Annotated in this window: 16 protein-coding genes; 6 read left to right on the top strand and 10 right to left on the bottom strand. The window is 67.1% G+C overall.

All coding sequences use genetic code 11. The features are described 5' to 3' along the window. Positions 1-22: 22 nt before the first annotated feature. Together cutA and VNM24_05840 are read right to left on the bottom strand one after the other, a co-directional pair. On the bottom strand, positions 23-352 hold the full coding sequence (gene cutA / locus VNM24_05845; protein HWQ38126.1) for a divalent-cation tolerance protein CutA: 330 nt from the start codon (positions 350-352) through the stop codon (positions 23-25). Positions 353-379: 27 nt separating this feature from the next. After that, positions 380-1252, bottom strand: coding sequence for an SDR family oxidoreductase (locus VNM24_05840; GenBank protein HWQ38125.1), 873 nt, complete (start codon positions 1250-1252; stop codon positions 380-382). A 66-nt stretch (positions 1253-1318) separates the two neighbouring features. Here VNM24_05840 and VNM24_05835 point away from each other — a divergent pair, with 66 nt between their 5' ends. Beyond that, positions 1319-2353 carry a CDP-6-deoxy-delta-3,4-glucoseen reductase gene (locus VNM24_05835; GenBank protein ID HWQ38124.1) on the top strand — a complete coding sequence of 345 codons (1035 nt, stop codon included), beginning with the start codon at positions 1319-1321 and terminating at the stop codon, positions 2351-2353. 45 nt (positions 2354-2398) lie between these two features. Here VNM24_05835 and ppc read toward each other — a convergent pair whose 3' ends face one another. The 8 genes from ppc to VNM24_05795 all read right to left on the bottom strand — a co-directional run bounded on the left by ppc (position 2399) and on the right by VNM24_05795 (position 11588). After that, positions 2399-5167: a phosphoenolpyruvate carboxylase gene (gene ppc / locus VNM24_05830; GenBank protein ID HWQ38123.1), complete on the bottom strand. Its 2769-nt coding sequence runs from the start codon at positions 5165-5167 to the stop codon at positions 2399-2401. 64 nt (positions 5168-5231) lie between these two features. Further along, a complete protein-coding gene (locus VNM24_05825; protein HWQ38122.1) occupies positions 5232-6440 on the bottom strand; it encodes a heme biosynthesis protein HemY in 1209 nt (402 codons plus the stop codon). Between the two features lie 9 nt (positions 6441-6449). Further along, positions 6450-7517, bottom strand: a complete 1068-nt coding sequence (locus tag VNM24_05820) for a uroporphyrinogen-III C-methyltransferase (GenBank protein HWQ38121.1) — start codon at positions 7515-7517, stop codon at positions 6450-6452. 8 nt (positions 7518-7525) lie between these two features. Next, positions 7526-8305, bottom strand: coding sequence for a uroporphyrinogen-III synthase (locus VNM24_05815; protein ID HWQ38120.1), 780 nt, complete (start codon positions 8303-8305; stop codon positions 7526-7528). Continuing rightward, positions 8302-9243, bottom strand: coding sequence for a hydroxymethylbilane synthase (gene hemC / locus VNM24_05810; protein HWQ38119.1), 942 nt, complete (start codon positions 9241-9243; stop codon positions 8302-8304). The genes VNM24_05815 and hemC overlap by 4 nt, the downstream gene beginning before the upstream one ends. A 58-nt stretch (positions 9244-9301) precedes the next feature. Beyond that, entirely contained in the window at positions 9302-9814 is a 513-nt protein-coding gene (locus tag VNM24_05805; protein ID HWQ38118.1) for a hypothetical protein, read from the bottom strand. Next, positions 9811-10578, bottom strand: coding sequence for a LytTR family DNA-binding domain-containing protein (locus tag VNM24_05800; GenBank protein HWQ38117.1), 768 nt, complete (start codon positions 10576-10578; stop codon positions 9811-9813). The genes VNM24_05805 and VNM24_05800 overlap by 4 nt, the downstream gene beginning before the upstream one ends. Further along, complete coding sequence (locus VNM24_05795; GenBank protein HWQ38116.1) at positions 10575-11588, bottom strand: histidine kinase; 1014 nt, start codon at positions 11586-11588, stop codon at positions 10575-10577. The genes VNM24_05800 and VNM24_05795 overlap by 4 nt, the downstream gene beginning before the upstream one ends. An 84-nt stretch (positions 11589-11672) precedes the next feature. Here VNM24_05795 and argH point away from each other — a divergent pair, with 84 nt between their 5' ends. The 5 genes from argH (at position 11673) to VNM24_05770 (ending at position 17386) form a co-directional block, all read left to right on the top strand. Next, positions 11673-13088: an argininosuccinate lyase gene (gene argH, locus VNM24_05790; GenBank protein HWQ38115.1), complete on the top strand. Its 1416-nt coding sequence runs from the start codon at positions 11673-11675 to the stop codon at positions 13086-13088. A gap of 42 nt (positions 13089-13130) precedes the next feature. Then, positions 13131-14033 carry a fructosamine kinase family protein gene (locus VNM24_05785; protein ID HWQ38114.1) on the top strand — a complete coding sequence of 301 codons (903 nt, stop codon included), beginning with the start codon at positions 13131-13133 and terminating at the stop codon, positions 14031-14033. Positions 14034-14182: 149 nt separating this feature from the next. Continuing rightward, complete coding sequence (locus tag VNM24_05780) at positions 14183-15538, top strand: ABC transporter substrate-binding protein (GenBank protein ID HWQ38113.1); 1356 nt, start codon at positions 14183-14185, stop codon at positions 15536-15538. 16 nt (positions 15539-15554) lie between these two features. After that, positions 15555-16451 (top strand): branched-chain amino acid ABC transporter permease, encoded by an 897-nt coding sequence (locus VNM24_05775; GenBank protein ID HWQ38112.1) that lies wholly within the window; start codon positions 15555-15557, stop codon positions 16449-16451. Next, a complete protein-coding gene (locus VNM24_05770) occupies positions 16448-17386 on the top strand; it encodes a branched-chain amino acid ABC transporter permease (GenBank protein HWQ38111.1) in 939 nt (312 codons plus the stop codon). The genes VNM24_05775 and VNM24_05770 overlap by 4 nt, the downstream gene beginning before the upstream one ends.

Raw genomic sequence — 17386 nt, 5'->3', positions numbered from 1 at the left:
GCCCCAGTGCCGCATCCGCTTATCAGCGTTCGGTTTGCGCCGCGATCCAGGCGAGGTACCCGGGCATTCCCGCGGTCACCGGCAGCGCGATGATCTCGGGCAGCTCATACGGGTGATGGTCACGGATGGCTGCCTGCAGATCCGCATAAAGCTCCTGGCGAGTCTTGATCATCACAGGAAATTCGCCTGCGACCTGTACCTCGGACTTCCACCGATACACCGACGTGCAGCCCTCCAGTACGTTCACGCACGCCGCCAGTCGCTGCTCGATCAGATGGGAGGCGAGCGCCAGCGCGCTGTCCCGATCGGGAAAGTTGGTAAACACGACGATTGCATCGGGGGCTTCAGCCATGGTCGAAAAGTGAAGGCGTCGGCGCGCTCAATGTGCCCTCGGCGCCTGTACCGCCGCCGCCACCGACGGGAAGCGCAGGCGGACCCTCAACTCTTTCTTCATTCTGCGGTTCGCCAGGCGACGGGATTCGCGCATGAACGACAGGACGGTCTCTGGAACCGTATTGCGCACCTCGTCCCAGGTGAGCCGCGGCGGCCGCGGAAGGCCGAAGCGGTCGGCGACCAGATCGAAGTACTCGCCCATCTTCAGCGACGAATCATCCGAAGCGTTGTAGGTGCGCCCCGCACGACCGCGCCCGAGCGCGCTGACGATGATGCGCGCCAGGTCCTCGGCGTGAATGTGGTTGGTGTAAGGATCCTGATCGGGCACGAGCGCCGGCGTTCCAGCCCTCAATCTTGCAACCGGGAGGCGTTCGGCGGCGTAGATTCCCGGCACGCGCAGGATGCTCACCTGGACGCCGCTGTGCGCTCCCCAGGCGCGCAGCTGACGCTCGGCGTCCAGCCGCCGTTGCGCGCGTTCGGTCGTCGGCTGTGCCGGCCGGCGCTCGTCGACCAGCCTTCCGCCGCAGTCCCCATACACGCCGCTGGTGCTGATGTAGACCAGTCGCTGTGGTAGACTGCCCGCCCTTGTCAACGCCCGAATCAGATTCGCGGTGCGTGTGTCGCGCGTGCCTGAACCCGGCGGCGGTGCAAGATGCACGATGTCGTGCGCGAGGGAGCCGACACGGTCGAGCGTCTCGACGCGGTCGAGATCCCCGATGATCGGAACGATCCCCCGCTTGCGCAGTTCTTCCGCCCGCTGCTCGGAACGGGCCAGCGCGAACGTGCGCCAGCGACCATTGACGAGCGTCGCCACCCGCTGGCCGATGTCGCCGCAACCGACGATGAGCAATCTACGCATGGCTTCATTCTACGGTAAGCGCCCGCGACCCGCGGGGGTGCGGCGGCACGAGCGAAGGTCCGACTGATGTCCTTTCGAATCACGATCCAGCCGAGCGGTCACGAGCTGACCGTCGAGGAAGGCGAGAGCATCCTGGCCGCCGCGCTTCGCCATGGCCGCACGCTGCCTTACGGATGTCGCAACGGCGCGTGCGGTGCCTGCAAGGGCAGGATCCTCGCAGGTTCGGTGGACTACGGCAACGCGCAACCTTATGTGCTCGCGGAGTTCGAGAAAAAAGCGGGATTGGCGCTGTTCTGCCAGGCCAGGCCGCTCACCGATCTCGTCATCGAGGCGCGGGAGATCAGCGCTGTAGGCGAGATTCCGATCCGCAAGCTGCCCTGCAGGGTCCAGGAAATGCGCCGGGTCGCGCCCGACGTGATGGTGCTGAAGCTGAAGCTTCCCGCCAACGAGCGCCTGCAGTTCCTGGCCGGCCAGTACATCGACATCCTGCTCAAGGAGGGCAAGCGCCGCAGCTATTCGATGGCCAACCCCCCGCACGACGATGAGTACATCGAATTGCACGTGCGCAACATGGCGCATGGCGCCTTCACCGAATACGTCTTCAACCGGATGAAGGAGAAAGACATCCTGCGCTTCGAAGGACCGCTCGGCACGTTCTTCCTGCGCGAGGAGTCGGACAAGCCCATCATCTTCGTGGCGAGCGGGACCGGTTTCGCTCCGATCAAGAGCATCATCGAGCACACTTTTCATGTCGGGAGCCAGCGGCCGATGACCTTGTATTGGGGGGGCAGGCGGCCCGTGGACATCTACCTGGCCGGACTGTGCGGGCAGTGGCAGCAAACCCACGACAACTTCAGCTTCATTCCCGTGATCTCGGATGCCTTGCCGGAGGACAACTGGCAAGGGCGCGGCGGGCTGGTACACCGCGCAGTCATGGAGGACTTTCCGGACATGTCGGCGTACCAGGTCTATGCCTGCGGCGCGCCGGTCATGGTCGAAGCGGCGCACAAGGACTTCACCTCGCTTTGCCAGCTGCCGGAGGAGGAGTTCTATTCCGACGCGTTCACGCCCTCGGTCGATCCCAAGCCCGTGACCTCCTGAGCACCGGCGCCGGTTCAAGCGCCGCCGGCTCTGCGTGCTCGACTCCTAGCCGCTGTTGCGCAGTCCGGCCGCGATACCGTTGATGGTGAGCAGGATCGCGCGCTTGAGCCGGTCGTGTCGTTCGCCCCCCCGGTAGCGGCGCAGCAACTCGACCTGCAGGTGATTGAGCGGGTCGATATACGGCGAGCGGTTGCGCAGGCTTCTCGCCAGCGCCGGATTGCGCTCCAGTAGCTCCTTCTGCCCAGAGATTTCCAGCAACCAGCGCACGGTCCGATGCCACTCATCGTGGATGCGCGAAAAGATCCGCTGCCGCAGCCCGGCGTCTTCCACCAGTTCGGCATAGCGCGATGCGATGCCGATGTCGCTCTTGGCGAGCAGCATGTCCATGTTGGACAGCAGCACCCGGAAGAACGGCCATGCGGCATGCATGTCCTTGAGCAACCGCAAGCCGCGGTCGCCGTGGGTGCCGATCCAGTCCTCGATCGCGGAGCCCACACCGTACCAGCCCGGCAGCATGATGCGCGCTAGCGACCAAGAGAACACCCAGGGGATGGCCCGCAGATCCTCGATGCGGTCCGATTGCCTGCGCGAGGCCGGGCGGCTGCCCACGTGCAGGTCCGCGATCTCCGCGATGGGCGTGGCGGCGCGGAAGAAGTCCACGAATCCCGGGGTCTCGTAGACCAGGGAGCGGTACTCGATACAGGCGCGGCTGCTGAGCCGCTCCATCGCCTCGTGGTATTCGGGTTGCTGCGCGCTGCGGTCTGCCGAGGGCAGGATGCTCGCCTCGAGCGTGGCGGCGACCAGCGTCTCCAGGTTGCGCCGCCCGATCTCCGGATCGGAGTACTTGCTGGCGATGACCTCCCCCTGCTCGGTGATCCGGATCTGCGCGGCCACACTGCCGGGCGGCTGCGCGAGGATCGCCTCGTAGCTCGGCCCGCCTCCCCGGCCCACCGTGCCGCCGCGCCCGTGGAACAACCGCAGCCGCACGTCGTAGCGCCGAAACACGTCGACCAGTGCGACCTCGGCCTTGTACAACTCCCAATTGGCGGTCAGGAAGCCGCCATCCTTGTTGCTGTCCGAATAGCCCAGCATCACTTCTTGCACGTCGTCCCGGCATTGCAGCAGTTGCCGGTAGAAAGGCAGCGAGAAGAGCGCCTCCATGACCGCCCCGCAGCCGCGCAGATCGGCGATGGTCTCGAAAAGGGGAACGATGTTCAGGTCCAGGCGCGGCCCAGTGCCTGGCTGCAGCATTCCCGATTCCTTGAGCAGCAAGGCGGCTTCCAGCAGGTCGCTCACACCGTCGGTCTTGGACACGATGTAGCTGGGCAGCGCGTGGCTGCCGAAGCGCCGCTGCAGTTGCGCAGCCGTGTCGAGGATCGCCAGTTCCGCGGCCGTGGCTTCGCTGTACTCGATATGGGGCGAGCGCAGCGGCCTGGGGATCGCCAGCTCGGCGAGCAGCCATTGCACGCGCTGCGCCTCCGGCAGCTCCTGGTAGCCCGGACGCTGCGCACCGCGGGCGAACAGTTCGCCGACCACTGTCTCGTGCACGCTGGAATGCTGGCGCATGTCCAACGGGGCCAGGTGAAAGCCGAACACCTCCAGCGCGCGCCGCAGATGGCGCAGTCTTCCTCGGGCGACGCGCGCCGCGCCGTTGCTTTCCAGGGACGCGGCGATCACATCGAGATCGCGCCTGAACTCCTCGGCCGATGCGTAGGGGCGCGCGGGACCGACCGGACGGCGGTCCGGCAGATGGTGATCGAGGTTCCTGGAAGTCTGCGCGAGGCGCGAATAGATGCCGATCAGCGCCCGCCGGTAGGGTTCGTCGCGCCGGTGCGCCGAGCTATCCGGGGACGCGGCTGCGAGCGCCTCCAGCTCCGCAGTGACGCCCACTAGGCGCAGCGACTGCGACAGCTCCGCACCGAGGCGATGCACTTCCTCGAAGTAGAAATCCATCGCCGTGGAGGATTGCCGCATCAAGGCGTGGCGCAGGACCTCGTGCGTGACGTAGGGGTTGCCGTCGCGGTCACCCCCGATCCAGCTGCCGATCCGCAGGAAGCTCGCGACTTTCACCGGACCACCGGCGAGCCCGCCGAGTGCATCCTCGATGTCGGCATAGAGCCTGGGCACCTCGCGAAAGAACGTGCAGCGGTAGTAGGAAAGACCGTTCTCGATCTCGTCGTTGACGGTCAGACGCAGTTCGCGCAGCACCCGGGTCTGCCACAAGGTGAGCACCGCGCGCCGCAGGTCGTCCTCGTTGCGCGCCTGCTCCTCGGGCGTCAAGCGCAGCCGGTCGCGCTCCGTGAGCGCCCGCGCGATGTCGGCCTGGCAGTCCAGAATGCTCTTGCGCTGTACTTCCGTGGGATGAGCGGTCAGCACCGGCGAAACCAGAGCCTGCCGGAAGAAATCCTCGATGGCCGCAGGCTCCAGCCCGGCGGCGCGCACCCGTGCAAGCGCAAAGGCGACCGACCCCTGCTGTGGCGGGGAGCCCGCGATCTGGTGGGCGCGGCGCCGGCGATTGTGATGCTGATCCTCGGCGATGTTCGCGAGCAGAGAAAAGAAACTGTAGGCGCGGACCACCGCGATGGCTCGCGCCACGTCAAGCTGGTCGAGCGTCGACTCGAGCGCCCGTCGGGCTTCCGGATCACGGTCGCGGCGGAAGCGGATCGCGTCCTGGCGCGTGCGCTCGATGAGCCCGAAGATTTCCTCGCCTTCCTGCTCCCGGATCGTGTCGCCGAGGATGCGACCGAGCAGCCGGATGTCCTCGCGCAGCGGAGCGTCCTTGTCGACGGGTGATTCGGGCAGCGGGCTGATCATCGGACGCTACAGGCCGCCAGCCGAGCGCCTTGGAGCCGGCAACGCGGCATCGGCTTTGGCGCGGCTAAAGGGCGGGGCGGCGACGGCCGCCGCCGAGCTGCTTCATCTGATCGAGCGTCAGCTCGAGCGCCTGCCGGTACTGGGCCGCCGCCGCTTCCGGCTTGCCGGTACGCTCGAACAACCGCGCCAGTTCCAGGTACGCCGAATGCGTCGGCTCGATCGAAAGACTGGCTTCGAGATAACTCTGGGCCTTGCCCCACAGTTGCTGACGCGCGCACAGCCGTCCCAACACCAGGAGCAGCACCGCGTCGCGCGGATGGGTTTTGAGCCAGCGCTCCGCGCGCTCCAGTTGCTGCGTCACTTCGGCGCCCGGACACTCGGAATAGAGCGCGAGCAGGCTGGAATCCCACTGCGCCTCGAGCGCCTCCTCGATGATGCGCTGCGCTTCGGCGCAGCCGCCCAGCGCAGCGAAGCACTGCGCGGCCGTCGCGGCGATCCGTGGCTCGCGTCTCTGCTCGGCCGGCATTCTGGCCCAGTAGTCGCGCAGCGACTGCGCATCGAGCGCCTTGCGCTTGAGGTTCTCGATATAGGCGTGGCGCCTGATCTGTTCCATGACCGGCGCGTCGAATACCTTGCGCTTCTCCAACTGTGGCAGCAGCTGCAACACCTGGTCCCAGTTCCGGGCCAGCTGCTGCGCGCGCAACTCAAGGCGCAGCGCCGCGGTGTGCTTGCGCGGCAACCGGCGCAGCACGTCCAGCGCATCGTGATACCGACGCTCTTCCAGCAGCATCTCGGCCTGCGCGACCAGGCGCACGTCCTCGCCGTCCGGATCGACTTCGGCGGCGCGGGCCAGATACTCGTCGCGCGCGGCGTAGTTGCGCAGCCCGTGTGCGGCGCGCGCCGCCAGGATGGCCGAGAGCACGGGCTGTTCGCCCAGTTCCAGCGCGGCACGCGCCGCCCGCTCCGCCTTGCCGAGGCGGCCCTCGAAATAGCTGCGCAGGGCTTCCGCGAAGGTCTCCCGTGCCCGCTTCTGCGCGCGGCGCCGCTGAAAGTCGCGCACGCGCGACGGCATGGTGAGCGTGATCGTCACCGCGTGCAGCAGGAAATAGCCGGCCACCACGATGAACGCCACCAGGAGCACCGCGATGTTGAGCGACAGATCGATGCGCCACGGGGGCACGACCAGCAGGACGTAACCCTCGCCCAGGCGCGCGGCGAGCGTCAGCCCCACGGCGGCCGCGGCGAGCAGCAGTAGCCAGATCAACCAGCGCACGGCGGAGTCTCAGCGCATGCTTCGTTCGCGCACGAAACGCAGGTTGCGCGCCGCCTCCAGGCTGGCGTTGATGCTCGGCGGCTCGGCCCCGATGTCGGTACGCGCCAACTGGTCGAGAGTTTCGAGCACCGCGCCGACCTGCCGGGATGCCGGATCGAAGTGGCGCCTGAGCCACCCGATCGCCGCCGAGATATCGGTCCTGAAGCTCGCGCCGTCGCGCGACAGCAGCGCCAAGCGCGCGGTGAGCAGGCGCAGCTTCAGGTTCTCGCGCAGGAAAAAGGCGTGCTCGGGGGAAAGCAGCAGCGTCTGCGGTGCCTCGATGCGCTGGATGCGCACCAGTCCCTTGATGTCTTCCTTCAACTCCGCCAGCAGCCGGCGCCACCTGCTCGCCGGAGCGCCCGCCGCTTCCTCCGCCGAGGCGGGCACCGCGCGTGCTTCGGCGGCGAGCGGCAGCGTATCGATCGCCCCCAGGACTCGTTCCAGCTTCAGGCCCATCCCGGTCACGTCCACGCTGGGCGCCGCCTTGAGGCGTTCGATGTCCGTGCCGATCACGCGGCGCAACTGGGTTAATTGCGGGCGGTCGGCGCGCGCCAGCCGTGCATCCGCCGTCTCCAGGGCGAGCAGCGCGGCCTTCACGTTGCCGGCAAGTTGCAGTTGCTGGCTCGCAAGCAGCAGGATCTGCTCGACTTCCGCCAATACCCATTCGTCTCTGGAACGGGACAGTTCCTGGTAGAGCACCTCCAGCGCGTGGCGCTGGCTCTGGCTCTCGATGAGGCGCGCCTCCATCTGGCCCAGGCGCGCCTCGATATCGCGCAGGCCGCCCCGCGCCTGCTCGGCCTGGGCGCGCGCGTCGCGCGCGGCCGCTTCGATCTCCGAGAGCCTCTTCGCCAGTTCCTGCTCCAGGGCGGCGCGCGTCGCCCGCGCCTCATGCCACTGCCACGCGGAGATCCCGGCGGCGGCCACTGCGATCAGAAGGGCGAGCGCGCCAAGGACGCCACGGCGCGGTGGCGACTCTGTTCGAGGCGTGCCGGCGGGTTCGGCGCCTTGGGAAGCCTGGGCAGGTATTCGTTCGCTCATCTGGCTCTTCAATTCCGATCGTCGCGCAGCCCGAGGCGCCAGGTCTTCAGCCCGGCCACCAGCCCGGCGTCTCCCGGTCCGGTCACGAAGATGCGCTGCACCCCGTGCGCGAAGGCTCGCGCCGCGATTCGCGCATGAGGAACGAATAATACTTTGCTGCGCAACAATGCAGAACCCGTCTCTCCGGCCACCGCAAACAGATTGTCGACGATCTCGCTGCTGGTCGCGGTCCACACCGCCTCGTCGCGATTCCACCGCGCCAGCGCGTCGGCGAACCGCCCCGAAGGTCGTACACGCCGATAGCACTGCGCCAGCACGACGCGCGCTCCGCGTTCGCGAAGCGTGTCGAGCAGATGCTCCCGGCCGCCCTCTCCGCGGAACACGACGATGCACTTGCCCGCGACCGCCTGCAACGCAGGGTGACGGGCGAGCGCTGCGCTGTCGTAACCCTCGTTCGGCATCAGCACCTGGGTCACGCCCTCATCGCTCAACGCCCGCGCAGTGCCCGGTCCCACGGCGGCCACAAGCGCGCGGCGCGGCAGCCCGCCGGCTGACCGGACCAGCGCCATGCCGATTCGGGCCGCGCTGGGGCTGACGAAGACGACCACCTCCGCCCGCTCGATCTCGCGCAGCGCGGACGCGAGCCGCGCGTCTTGCACCGGCTCGATCTCCATGCCCGGGAAGATCACCGGCCCGGCTCCCAGGTCATACAGCGTTTGCGCCAGCGCGTGCGCTTGCGGCAACGGGCGCGTCACCAGCACGGTGAGTCCGGACAGGGGAGGGTTCATTCCCTGGGCAGCGACGTCATCGCCAATACTTCGCGCGCCCCCTTCGCAATGAGTTTGCCGGCCAGCGCCTGGCCCAGCGCCTCGGGCGAGTCGTGTCCCGAGGCACTCGCTTCGTCATAGATCATTCGGCTGCCATCGGCAGCCGCCACGAAGCCGCGCAGCCGTACTTCGGTTCCTTCGAATCGGGCCAGCGCACCCAGCGGAACAGTGCAGCTTCCGGCCAGTGCGCGCGACAACGCCCGCTCGGCTTCCACGCACCAGCGCGACGGCGGGTGGTTCAGCGGTGCAAGCAGTTCGATCAGGTCGACGCGCTCCGCGCGGCATTCGACCCCCAAAGCGCCCTGACCGACCGCCGGCAGGCTCTCCACGGGCTCCAGCAGGCAACTGATCCGCGCTTGCAGGCCGAGCCGCTTCAGGCCCGCAGCCGCCAGCACCACCGCTTCGAACCGGCCTTCGTCGAGCTTGCGCAGGCGCGTGTGCACATTGCCGCGCAGGGGCAATACCTGCAGCCGGGCGTGGCGCGCGCGCAACTGGCTTTCGCGACGCAGGCTGGAAGTGCCGACGCGCGCGCCGGATGGCAGCTCGGAGAGTCGGCGAAACCCGTTCGATACCAGGGCATCGCGCGGGTCCTCGCGCTCGGTGATGGCGGCGATCGCAAATCCCGCGGGCAGATGCATCGGAACGTCCTTCATCGAATGCACCGCGATATCGGCGCGGCCTTCGCTCAGCGCCTGTTCCAGCTCTTTGACGAACAGGCCCTTGCCACCGAGCGTCGCGAGCGAGGTAGCGAGCCGGCGATCGCCCTCGGTCGTCATGCCCAGCAACACGGTCTCCATGCCAGGGTGCAGCATCCGCAGGCGTTCTGCGACATGCTTCGCCTGCCAGAGCGCCAGCGGGCTTTCGCGCGTGGCGATGACGATGCGGTGAGGAAACTTCAATGGGGAGAACGGCGGACGCAGAAGGCTGATAGTCTACCCGATGCGAGCGCTCGCCCGACTACAGATCGCGCATGCCTCCCGCACGCTGCCGTTCGCGTTCGCTCATGTAGACGTCGAAGGCTGCCGGCGCCATGACCGATAACGCGCTTTGCGTGACGCGTTCGTAATACTGTTCGAGCAGCGCGACGCGGCCCTCGAACCGCCAGGTCACCATCAGGTTCGGAAATACGCCGCCCATTCCCGCGCGCAGACGCTCCGTGGACCGGCCGCCCGGTCCCCATCTGGATTCGAGCGCGCTCAGCAGTTCCGCGAACCGCGCTTCATCCACGATCGTGGTCACGCGTTCCAGCCTTCCTCCGCGGTAGGCGAGAATACGTGCCCGCACCGGTACCCCCTCGATCCGCAACCGCGCGGCGTCGCTTACCTGGCACAGCAACAGCTCTTGCGCGGCGAAGCAGCGATGCGCCCCGCGGTCGAGCGCCTCCAGCGGGCTGCCGGGCGCCGGCATCGCTCGGTCCTGAGCCGCCGCGAGGGGCAGCGTCAGGCCGAGCACGACGCCGGGCAGCCTCACAGCCCGCGCCCGAATTCCTTGACGATGTACTGCTGGCGGCGGCTCACCGGCAGCCGCTCCTCCAATCCGCGCATCTTCACCACCCACCTGCCTTCGCCCTCCCCCGCCTCGCGCTCGAAGCCTTCCACATGCGCCCTCGCCACCAAGCAGTTGCGGTGAACGCGCACGAAGCGCTCGCCGAATTCCTGTTCCAGGCGCGCCAGCGATTCCTCGAGCAGGTGCTCGCGCGCGGCCGTGCGAACGGTCACGTACTTCAGCTCCGCGCGCAGAAAGAGAATCTCCTCCACCGGTATCAGAGTCACCTTTCCGCGCTCCTGCACCGAAAGATGCGTGCGCGGCTCCGGGCGGATGCTGTTCAGCACGTCGAGCGAGAGCCGCGTGATCGAGCGCGCGCGCGACAGGGCGTCGTGCAGCCGCCGCAGCCGGATCGGCTTGACCAGGTAGTCGATCGCGTGCAGCTCGAAGGCCTTGAGCGCGTAGTCGTCGTAGGCGGTGGTGAAGATCACGTAGGGCGGATCGTCCATGCGCATCAAGTGCTGTGCCGCCTCCATGCCGTCCATCCCCGGCATGCGAATGTCGAGCAGCACCACGTCGGCAGGCTTCTCGGCGAGCAGCTCGAGCAGCTCGCGTCCGTTCTGCGCTTCTCCGACGATCTCGAGCGGCAGGCTACCCGAGATATCCTCAAGCAGATCCTTCAGACGGCTTCTGGCGGGCGTCTCGTCATCGGTGATGGCCACGCGCAGCCGCTGGCCGGTCTGGTTCACGGCTTCTCCTTCACGTAGGGGAGTGAGATCTCGACTTCGAAGACGCCGTTGCCGGCGCGGGTGGCGAGGTTGGCCTCGGCGTCGAAGTGCAGTTGCAGCCGTTCCCGGATATTGGCGAGCGCCATGCGGTTGCCGCTCTGCTGGCGGCCCTCCCCGCGATAGGGATTGCACAGATTGATGCGCAGATGATCGCCCGAGCGCCGAATCGTGACGGTCACCGTGCCGGGGCCGGCCTCCGGCTCGATGCCGTGGTAGACGGCGTTCTCAAGCACCGGCTGCAGCATCAGCGGCGGCACCATGGCATCGCCGGGCACGCCTTCGGTTCGCCATTCCACGCGCAGGCGATCGCCCAGGCGCAGCTGCTCGATGCCCAGGTACTGCTCGCAGATCTCCAGCTCGCGGCGCAGCGGAATCAGGTCCCGGCCGTCGGTCATCAGCACGCGAAACAGCTCGGCGAGGTCGTGCAGCGCCTCCTCCGCGCGCCTGGGCTCGCTGCGCACCAGCGATAGCACCGCGTTGATGCTGTTGAAGAAGAAATGCGGACGGATGCGCGCCTGAAGCGCCTGCAGCCTCGCCTCGGTGACCGCCGGGGACAAGGCGCGACTGCGCAGGTCGAAGTAACCGAGCAGAACCAGCGTGGCGAGTCCGGCCAGGAACCACTGACGCACGAATCCGCCGCCGCCCGCGTCGAACAGCCCGGCGGCGAACTGCGTCACGAGGGTGGTGACGAGCAGCTCCAGGATCACGATCAGCGCCACGGCCAGCCGGTAATCCAGGACTCTGAGCCAGGGAGTCGCGACGCCGAGCACGACGAGCGAGCAAATGGCGATCGGAGCGACCAGGACCATCATCGTCATCCACGACTCCAGCCAGGACCGCAGCGAATGGGTGCCGAGCGCCGCGGCGGCCAGCGTCATCAGGCTCACGCCGAGCAGCGTGCGCAGGATCACGCCCAGGTTGCGAAAGTCCGGCAGGGCGTTGCGGCCGCGGTTCTGATTTATACTTGCCATCGGCTACGCCGGGCGTATGAAGCAGGCAATCGCGCGCCCATCCTCGTCTCCTTCTCGATCCATTTTGAGTGAGCGCACCGTCCGATGCAAGGAAAGCCGCCGCCCGCGGATGACGCCGGCAAGACCTGGTCGGGGCGCTTCCGCGAACCCGTCGCCGAGCTGGTCAAGCGTTACACCGCATCGGTCGACTTCGATCGGCGCCTCGCCGAGTTCGACATCCAGGCCTCGCTCGCGCACGCTCGCATGCTGCACGCGGTCGGCGTGCTGGGTCAAAAAGACCTCGCCGACATAGAGCGTGGCATGGCGCAGATTCTCGCGGAGATTCGCGCGGGACGCTTCCAGTGGTCGCTCGACCTGGAAGACGTGCATATGAACATCGAGAAACGGCTGACCGACCTCGCGGGCGACGCCGGCAAGCGCCTGCACACGGGGCGCTCGCGCAATGACCAGGTGGCGACCGCCGTGCGGCTGTATCTGCGCTGGGCCACCGACGAGATCCTCCGCGGCATCCGCGCCTTCCAGGAGAGCCTGCTCGATCTGGCGCAAGACCACGTTGAAACGCTCATGCCCGGTTTCACCCATTTGCAGGTCGCGCAACCGCTTTCCTTCGCACACCACCTGCTCGCCTACTACGAGATGACGCGGCGCGACGCGGAGCGCTTCGCGGACTGCCGCAAGCGCATCAACCGGCTCCCGCTCGGAGCTGCGGCGCTCGCGGGAACCACCTACCCGATCGACCGCGACCGGGTGGCAGCCGAACTCGGCTTCGAGGGGCTGTGCGAGAACTCGGTGGACGCCGTTTCCGACCGCGACTTCGCCATCGAGTTCTGCGCCTGCGCGGCGCTGCTGATGACGCACCTGTCGCGGCTGTCGGAGGAGATCATTTTGTGGATGAGCCCTGGCTTCGGCTTCATCCGCCTCGCCGACCGCTTCTGCACCGGTTCCTCGATCATGCCGCAGAAAAAGAATCCCGACGTTGCCGAACTGGTGCGCGGCAAGACCGGACGCATCAACGGGCACGTGGTGGCGCTGCTCACGCTGATGAAGGGCCAGCCGCTCGCCTACAACAAGGACAACCAGGAGGACAAGGAGCCGCTGTTCGATACCGTCGACACGCTGCTGTCCACGCTCGCGGTCTATGCCGACATGATGCGCGGCATCGAGGTCGACAAGCAGGCCATGCGCGCCGGGGCGGCGCGCGGGTTCGCTACTGCGACCGACCTGGCCGACTACCTGGCAAAAAAGGGCGTGCCGTTCCGCGAGGCGCACGAAGCAGTGGCGCGCGCGGTGCGCTACGCGGCGGACAAGGGCCTGGACCTCGCGCAGCTTTCGCTGCAGGAGCTGCAGCGCTTCTGCGTGCTGATCGGACCCGATGCCCTGCAAACGCTCACTCTCGAAGGGTCGATCGCTGCGCGCGACCACGTGGGCGGCACGGCCCCGCGCCAGGTCAGGCAGGCGATCGCGCGCGCGCGCCAGGCGCTCAAGAACGCTCCAAGCTGACGGGCGCGGACCCCGAGGGCCGACGGGAGCTGCTTTCCGCCGATGCCATCTGCCGAGCGCGCCGGACAGTTCTCATCCATCGCGGAGCAGATCTCACGCATCCTCGGCGTGTCCTTCGCGCTGACGCGCGCACAGCGCGCGGGTGGCGGGTGCATCAACGAGGCGTGGATACTGAGTGGGACGCAGGGGCGTTTCTTCGTCAAGATCAATGCGTCCGACCGGCGCGAGATGTTCGAGGCCGAGCTGGACGGCTTGCACGCACTGGCGCGTGCCGGCGCGGTGCGCGTTCCCCAGCCGGTGTGCGTGGGCAGCGACGGGCTAAGCAGTTGGCTGGTAGTCGAGTACATCGAGTTCGCCCGGCACCGTGACGCCGCCGACTGGCGGCGCCTGGGCACCCTACTCGCCGCCCAGCACCGGCGACTCGGAGAGCGATTTGGCTGGCGGCGCGACAACACCATCGGTTCGACACCGCAGCCCAACCGCTGGAACACCGACTGGGTCGAATTCCTGCGCGAGCAACGGCTCGGGCATCAGCTCGGGCTCGCCGCCCGCAACGGTTACGCCTCCGCGCTCGCCGAGCGCGGCGCGCGGCTTCTGGAATCGCTGCCCGCGTTCTTCGGCGGTCATCGTCCACAGCCCTCCCTGCTGCACGGGGATCTGTGGTCCGGCAACGTCGCTTTCACGCCGGCGGGAGAGCCCGTCGTGTTCGATCCGGCGGTGTACTACGGCGATCGCGAAGCGGATCTCGCGATGACCGAGCTCTTCGGGGGTTTCGCCGCGCCGTTCTACTCGGCCTACCGGGAGGCTTGGCCGCTCGACGCGGGATATGAGCTGCGCCGAAGGCTCTACAATCTGTATCACCTGCTCAATCATCTGAACCTGTTCGGACCGGCTTATCTCGACCAGTGTCGGGCCGGGATCGATTGGCTGCTGGCACAGGCTTGAGGTTGCGCCTGGGCGCGCGGGGTCGGTTGATGAACGCGGGAATGACTGTAAAATTCCCGACCATCCAAGCCCATCCAGCGCGCGGTGCGAAGCGCGCTGGATTATTTTTTGGAGCGCTCCCAGGAAACACGCGCGAAAGGAGAAAGAACATGAAGTCCGATCATAGGCTGCGCATTCTCGCGCTCGCGTTGAGCTGTGTGGCGGCTTTTCTGTTCGCGGTCGCGGCGCATGCGCAGGGCAAGCCCATTCGCATCGGCCTGGTGACCTTCCTGTCCGGCCCGGCAGCCGGACCCTTCGGCGTGCCGGCGAAGATCGCTGCCGAAGCCATCGTGGATTCGCTCAACGCCGGCAAGGCGCCCGCGCCTTACAACGTCGAGGGCTTCGGCGGCGCGCCGCTCGAACTCGTGATCGTCGACGAAGCCGGCGGCGCCACCAAGCAGGTCACCGAACTGCGCAACCTGGTCGAGCGCCAGAACGTGGACTTCGTGATCGGCTACATCTCGAGCGGGGACTGCCTGGCGGTCGCGCCGGTGGCCGAGGAGCTGAAGAAGATCACCGTGCTGTTCGATTGCGGCACGCCGCGCGTGTTCGAGGAAGCGAGCTACAAATATGTGTTTCGCACCCGCTCGCACGCCACCATGGATGCCGTGGCCGGCGCCTTGTACCTGCTGGAGATGCGTCCGAACGTGAAAAGCTATGGCGGCATCAACCAGAACTACGCCTGGGGCCAGGATTCGTGGGCGGATTTCACCGCGGTGATGGGCGTGCTCAAGCCGGACGCGGTGATCACGACCTCGCAGATGCCGAAGTTCGGGGCCGGACAGTACGGGCCCGAAATCACCGCTCTGCTGCAGAGCAATTCCGAAGTCATCCATTCCAGCCTGTGGGGCGGTGATCTCGAGGCCTTCATGCTGCAGGCGATGCCGCGCGGCCTGTTCGCCCGCAGCCAGCTGCTGCTGGTGGCGGGCGAACCCTATCTGCACCGGCTGGCGGGCAACATTCCCGACGGCACCATCGTAGGAGCGCGCGGGCCGAACGGCGTGTTCGCGCCGAAGAGCGCGTTGAACGACTGGTTGCGCGCGATCTACCGGGAGCGCGCCGGGGTGGAACCGAACTATCCCGCCTACAGCGCGGCGCTGGCCTTCCTCGGGCTGAAGGCCGCCTATGAGAAAGCGCGCATGACGGCCATCCAGGCCGCGGTCCCGATGGGCGCCGCGAAGGACGTGAAGGAGCAGATGGAAAAGGCCTACGGGCGCCCTTCGGACGAGGAAGTCATCAAGGCCTTTGAGTACCTGACCTTCGAGTCTCCTGCCGGCAAAGTGACGATGAAGCTGGGCAAGGGCCACCAGGCCGTCACCGGCACCGCGTACGGCACCACGCGCAGCCTCGGGGGACGAATCGCGATCGAGAACATCAAGTATTACCCACTGGAGCGCGTGCAGCCGCCTGAGGGCGTTAAGAGCATCGACTGGATCAAGAGCGGCATGAAGCCCGGCAAGTGGTGATCGGGTTCACGTCTTCATGAACCAGCTGCTCGCTGTTCTCATCGACGGGCTGAACTACTCCTCGTGGCTGTTCATCATCGCCGTGGGGCTCACCCTGATCTACGGCGTGATGAAGATCCTGAACATCGCGCACGGCAGTCTGTACGCGCTCGGCGCCTACAGCGCGGCTTCGCTGGCCGGCTCCTGGCTCAACCAGGGGTACGTGCCCGCGGGCTCCTACGCGATGATGCTTGCCGCGGCGCTGCTGGTGGGCCTGACCGCTGGCCCCCTGATCGAGCGCGGGCTGCTGCGTTTCATGTACGGCAAGCACGAGATCGTGCTGGTGCTCGTGACGTACGCCGTGTTCCTGATCCTGGAAGACTTCATCAAGCTCGTCTGGGGCGTGGATCCGTACCTTCTCTATCAGCCCTACGGGCTGCTCGGCAGCTTCGATGTCGGCAATCTCACCTATCCGGTCTACAACCTGGTGCTGCTCTTCGTGGCCATAGCGGTGGGAGTGGCACTCGCCTGGTTTCTGAACCGGACCCGCCACGGCAAGATGCTGATCGCGGTGATCCACGACCGCGAGATGGCGGCGGCGCAGGGCATCAACGTGACCCTGGTGTACTTCATCACCTTCACCGCCGGTGCCGTGCTCGGCGCGCTGGGCGGAGCGCTGACGGCGCCGATGATCTCGGTGCAGCCCGGGATTGGCGCCGAAACCATCGTGCTCGCCTTCGCCGTGGTCGTGATCGGCGGGCTGGGCAGCCTGCCCGGCGCGGCGCTGGCCGCGCTGCTGGTCGGACTGGTGCGCTCGGCGGCCGTGCACTACCGGCCCGAACTGGATCTGTTCAGCATCTACCTGGTGATGGCCGTCGTGCTGATCGCGCGTCCCAAAGGCCTGTTCAGCGCGCAGGAGGCGCGCAAGATTTGAAGCGCGACCGCACGCTGAGCGCGCTGCTGGCGGTGGCGGTGATGCTGCTGCTGACCGGGCCTTTCCTGCCGCGCTGGGCGATGTTCCTGACCACCGTCTCCTTGTGCTACGGCATCGTCGTGCTGGGCATGATGCTGCTCATGCGCACAGGGCTGGTGTCGTTCGGGCACGGGCTGTACTACTGCCTGGGCGCCTACGCAGCGGGCACCCTGGAACCGTTCTTCGGCGTGAGCGAGATCAGCTACATGCTGGGTGCCGCGGTGCTGGTGACCGCGGTCACCTCCGCGGTTCTCGCCCTGCTGCTGCGCAAGTATCGCGACATCTTTTTCGCCATGCTGTCGCTCGCCTTTTCGATGATCCTGTACGGCCTGCTGGTCAAGACCTCCGCGCTGGGCAGCTCCGACGGCTTCAACGTCTCGGCCCGGACTTTTCTCGGTGTCACCATCGCCGGCGCGCCGTACGAGCGCTACGTGATCTTCGCGCTCACGGTGACCTGCGCGCTCGTCGCGGCGGTGCTGATGCAGCTTTACCTGCGCTCGCACCGCGGACGCCTCGCGGAGGCCATCCGCGACAACGAGCTGCGCGTGGAGTACATGGGGGCGTCCGTGGCCAACACCATCCACGTCAACTACGTCGCCTCCGCGGTCCTCGCCGGACTGGGCGGCGCGCTGGCCGGTGTCAGCGTGGGCCACATCGACCCGGAGATGGCCTACTGGACCACTTCCGGCGAATTCGTGTTCGTCGCCATCCTTTCCGGGACCGGCAGCGTGGCGGCGCCGTTCATCGGCGCGGCGATCTTCGAGACCATCCGCAGCTTCGCCTACGAGTACTCTCCCAACACCTGGCAGATGGCGCTCGGCATCACGATGCTGCTCGTGATCATGTTCCTGCCCGGGGGGCTGTGGTCCCTGTTCGGAACCTTGCGCAGGACCTGA

It is taken from the genome of Burkholderiales bacterium (genome assembly GCA_035560005.1).
Classification (GTDB): Bacteria; Pseudomonadota; Gammaproteobacteria; order Burkholderiales; family Eutrophovitaceae; genus DASRFY01.
The sequence above is the reverse complement of the archived record's forward strand: the minus strand, read 5'-3'. Positions and strand labels throughout refer to the sequence as shown.

Excerpts from the sequence above, each read along its gene's own strand:
- VNM24_05840 (HWQ38125.1), bottom strand. The coding sequence starts at position 1,252 with ATGCGTAGATTGCTCATCGTCGGTTGCGGCGACATCGGCCAGCGGGTG.
- VNM24_05795 (HWQ38116.1), bottom strand. The coding sequence starts at position 11,588 with ATGGCAAGTATAAATCAGAACCGCGGCCGCAACGCCCTGCCGGACTTT.
- VNM24_05820 (HWQ38121.1), bottom strand. The coding sequence starts at position 7,517 with ATGAGCGAACGAATACCTGCCCAGGCTTCCCAAGGCGCCGAACCCGCC.
- VNM24_05785 (HWQ38114.1), top strand. The coding sequence starts at position 13,131 with ATGCCATCTGCCGAGCGCGCCGGACAGTTCTCATCCATCGCGGAGCAG.
- VNM24_05815 (HWQ38120.1), bottom strand. The coding sequence starts at position 8,305 with ATGAACCCTCCCCTGTCCGGACTCACCGTGCTGGTGACGCGCCCGTTG.
- VNM24_05775 (HWQ38112.1), top strand. The coding sequence starts at position 15,555 with ATGAACCAGCTGCTCGCTGTTCTCATCGACGGGCTGAACTACTCCTCG.
- ppc (HWQ38123.1), bottom strand. The coding sequence starts at position 5,167 with ATGATCAGCCCGCTGCCCGAATCACCCGTCGACAAGGACGCTCCGCTG.
- cutA (HWQ38126.1), bottom strand. The coding sequence starts at position 352 with ATGGCTGAAGCCCCCGATGCAATCGTCGTGTTTACCAACTTTCCCGAT.
- argH (HWQ38115.1), top strand. The coding sequence starts at position 11,673 with ATGCAAGGAAAGCCGCCGCCCGCGGATGACGCCGGCAAGACCTGGTCG.
- VNM24_05835 (HWQ38124.1), top strand. The coding sequence starts at position 1,319 with ATGTCCTTTCGAATCACGATCCAGCCGAGCGGTCACGAGCTGACCGTC.
- VNM24_05780 (HWQ38113.1), top strand. The coding sequence starts at position 14,183 with ATGAAGTCCGATCATAGGCTGCGCATTCTCGCGCTCGCGTTGAGCTGT.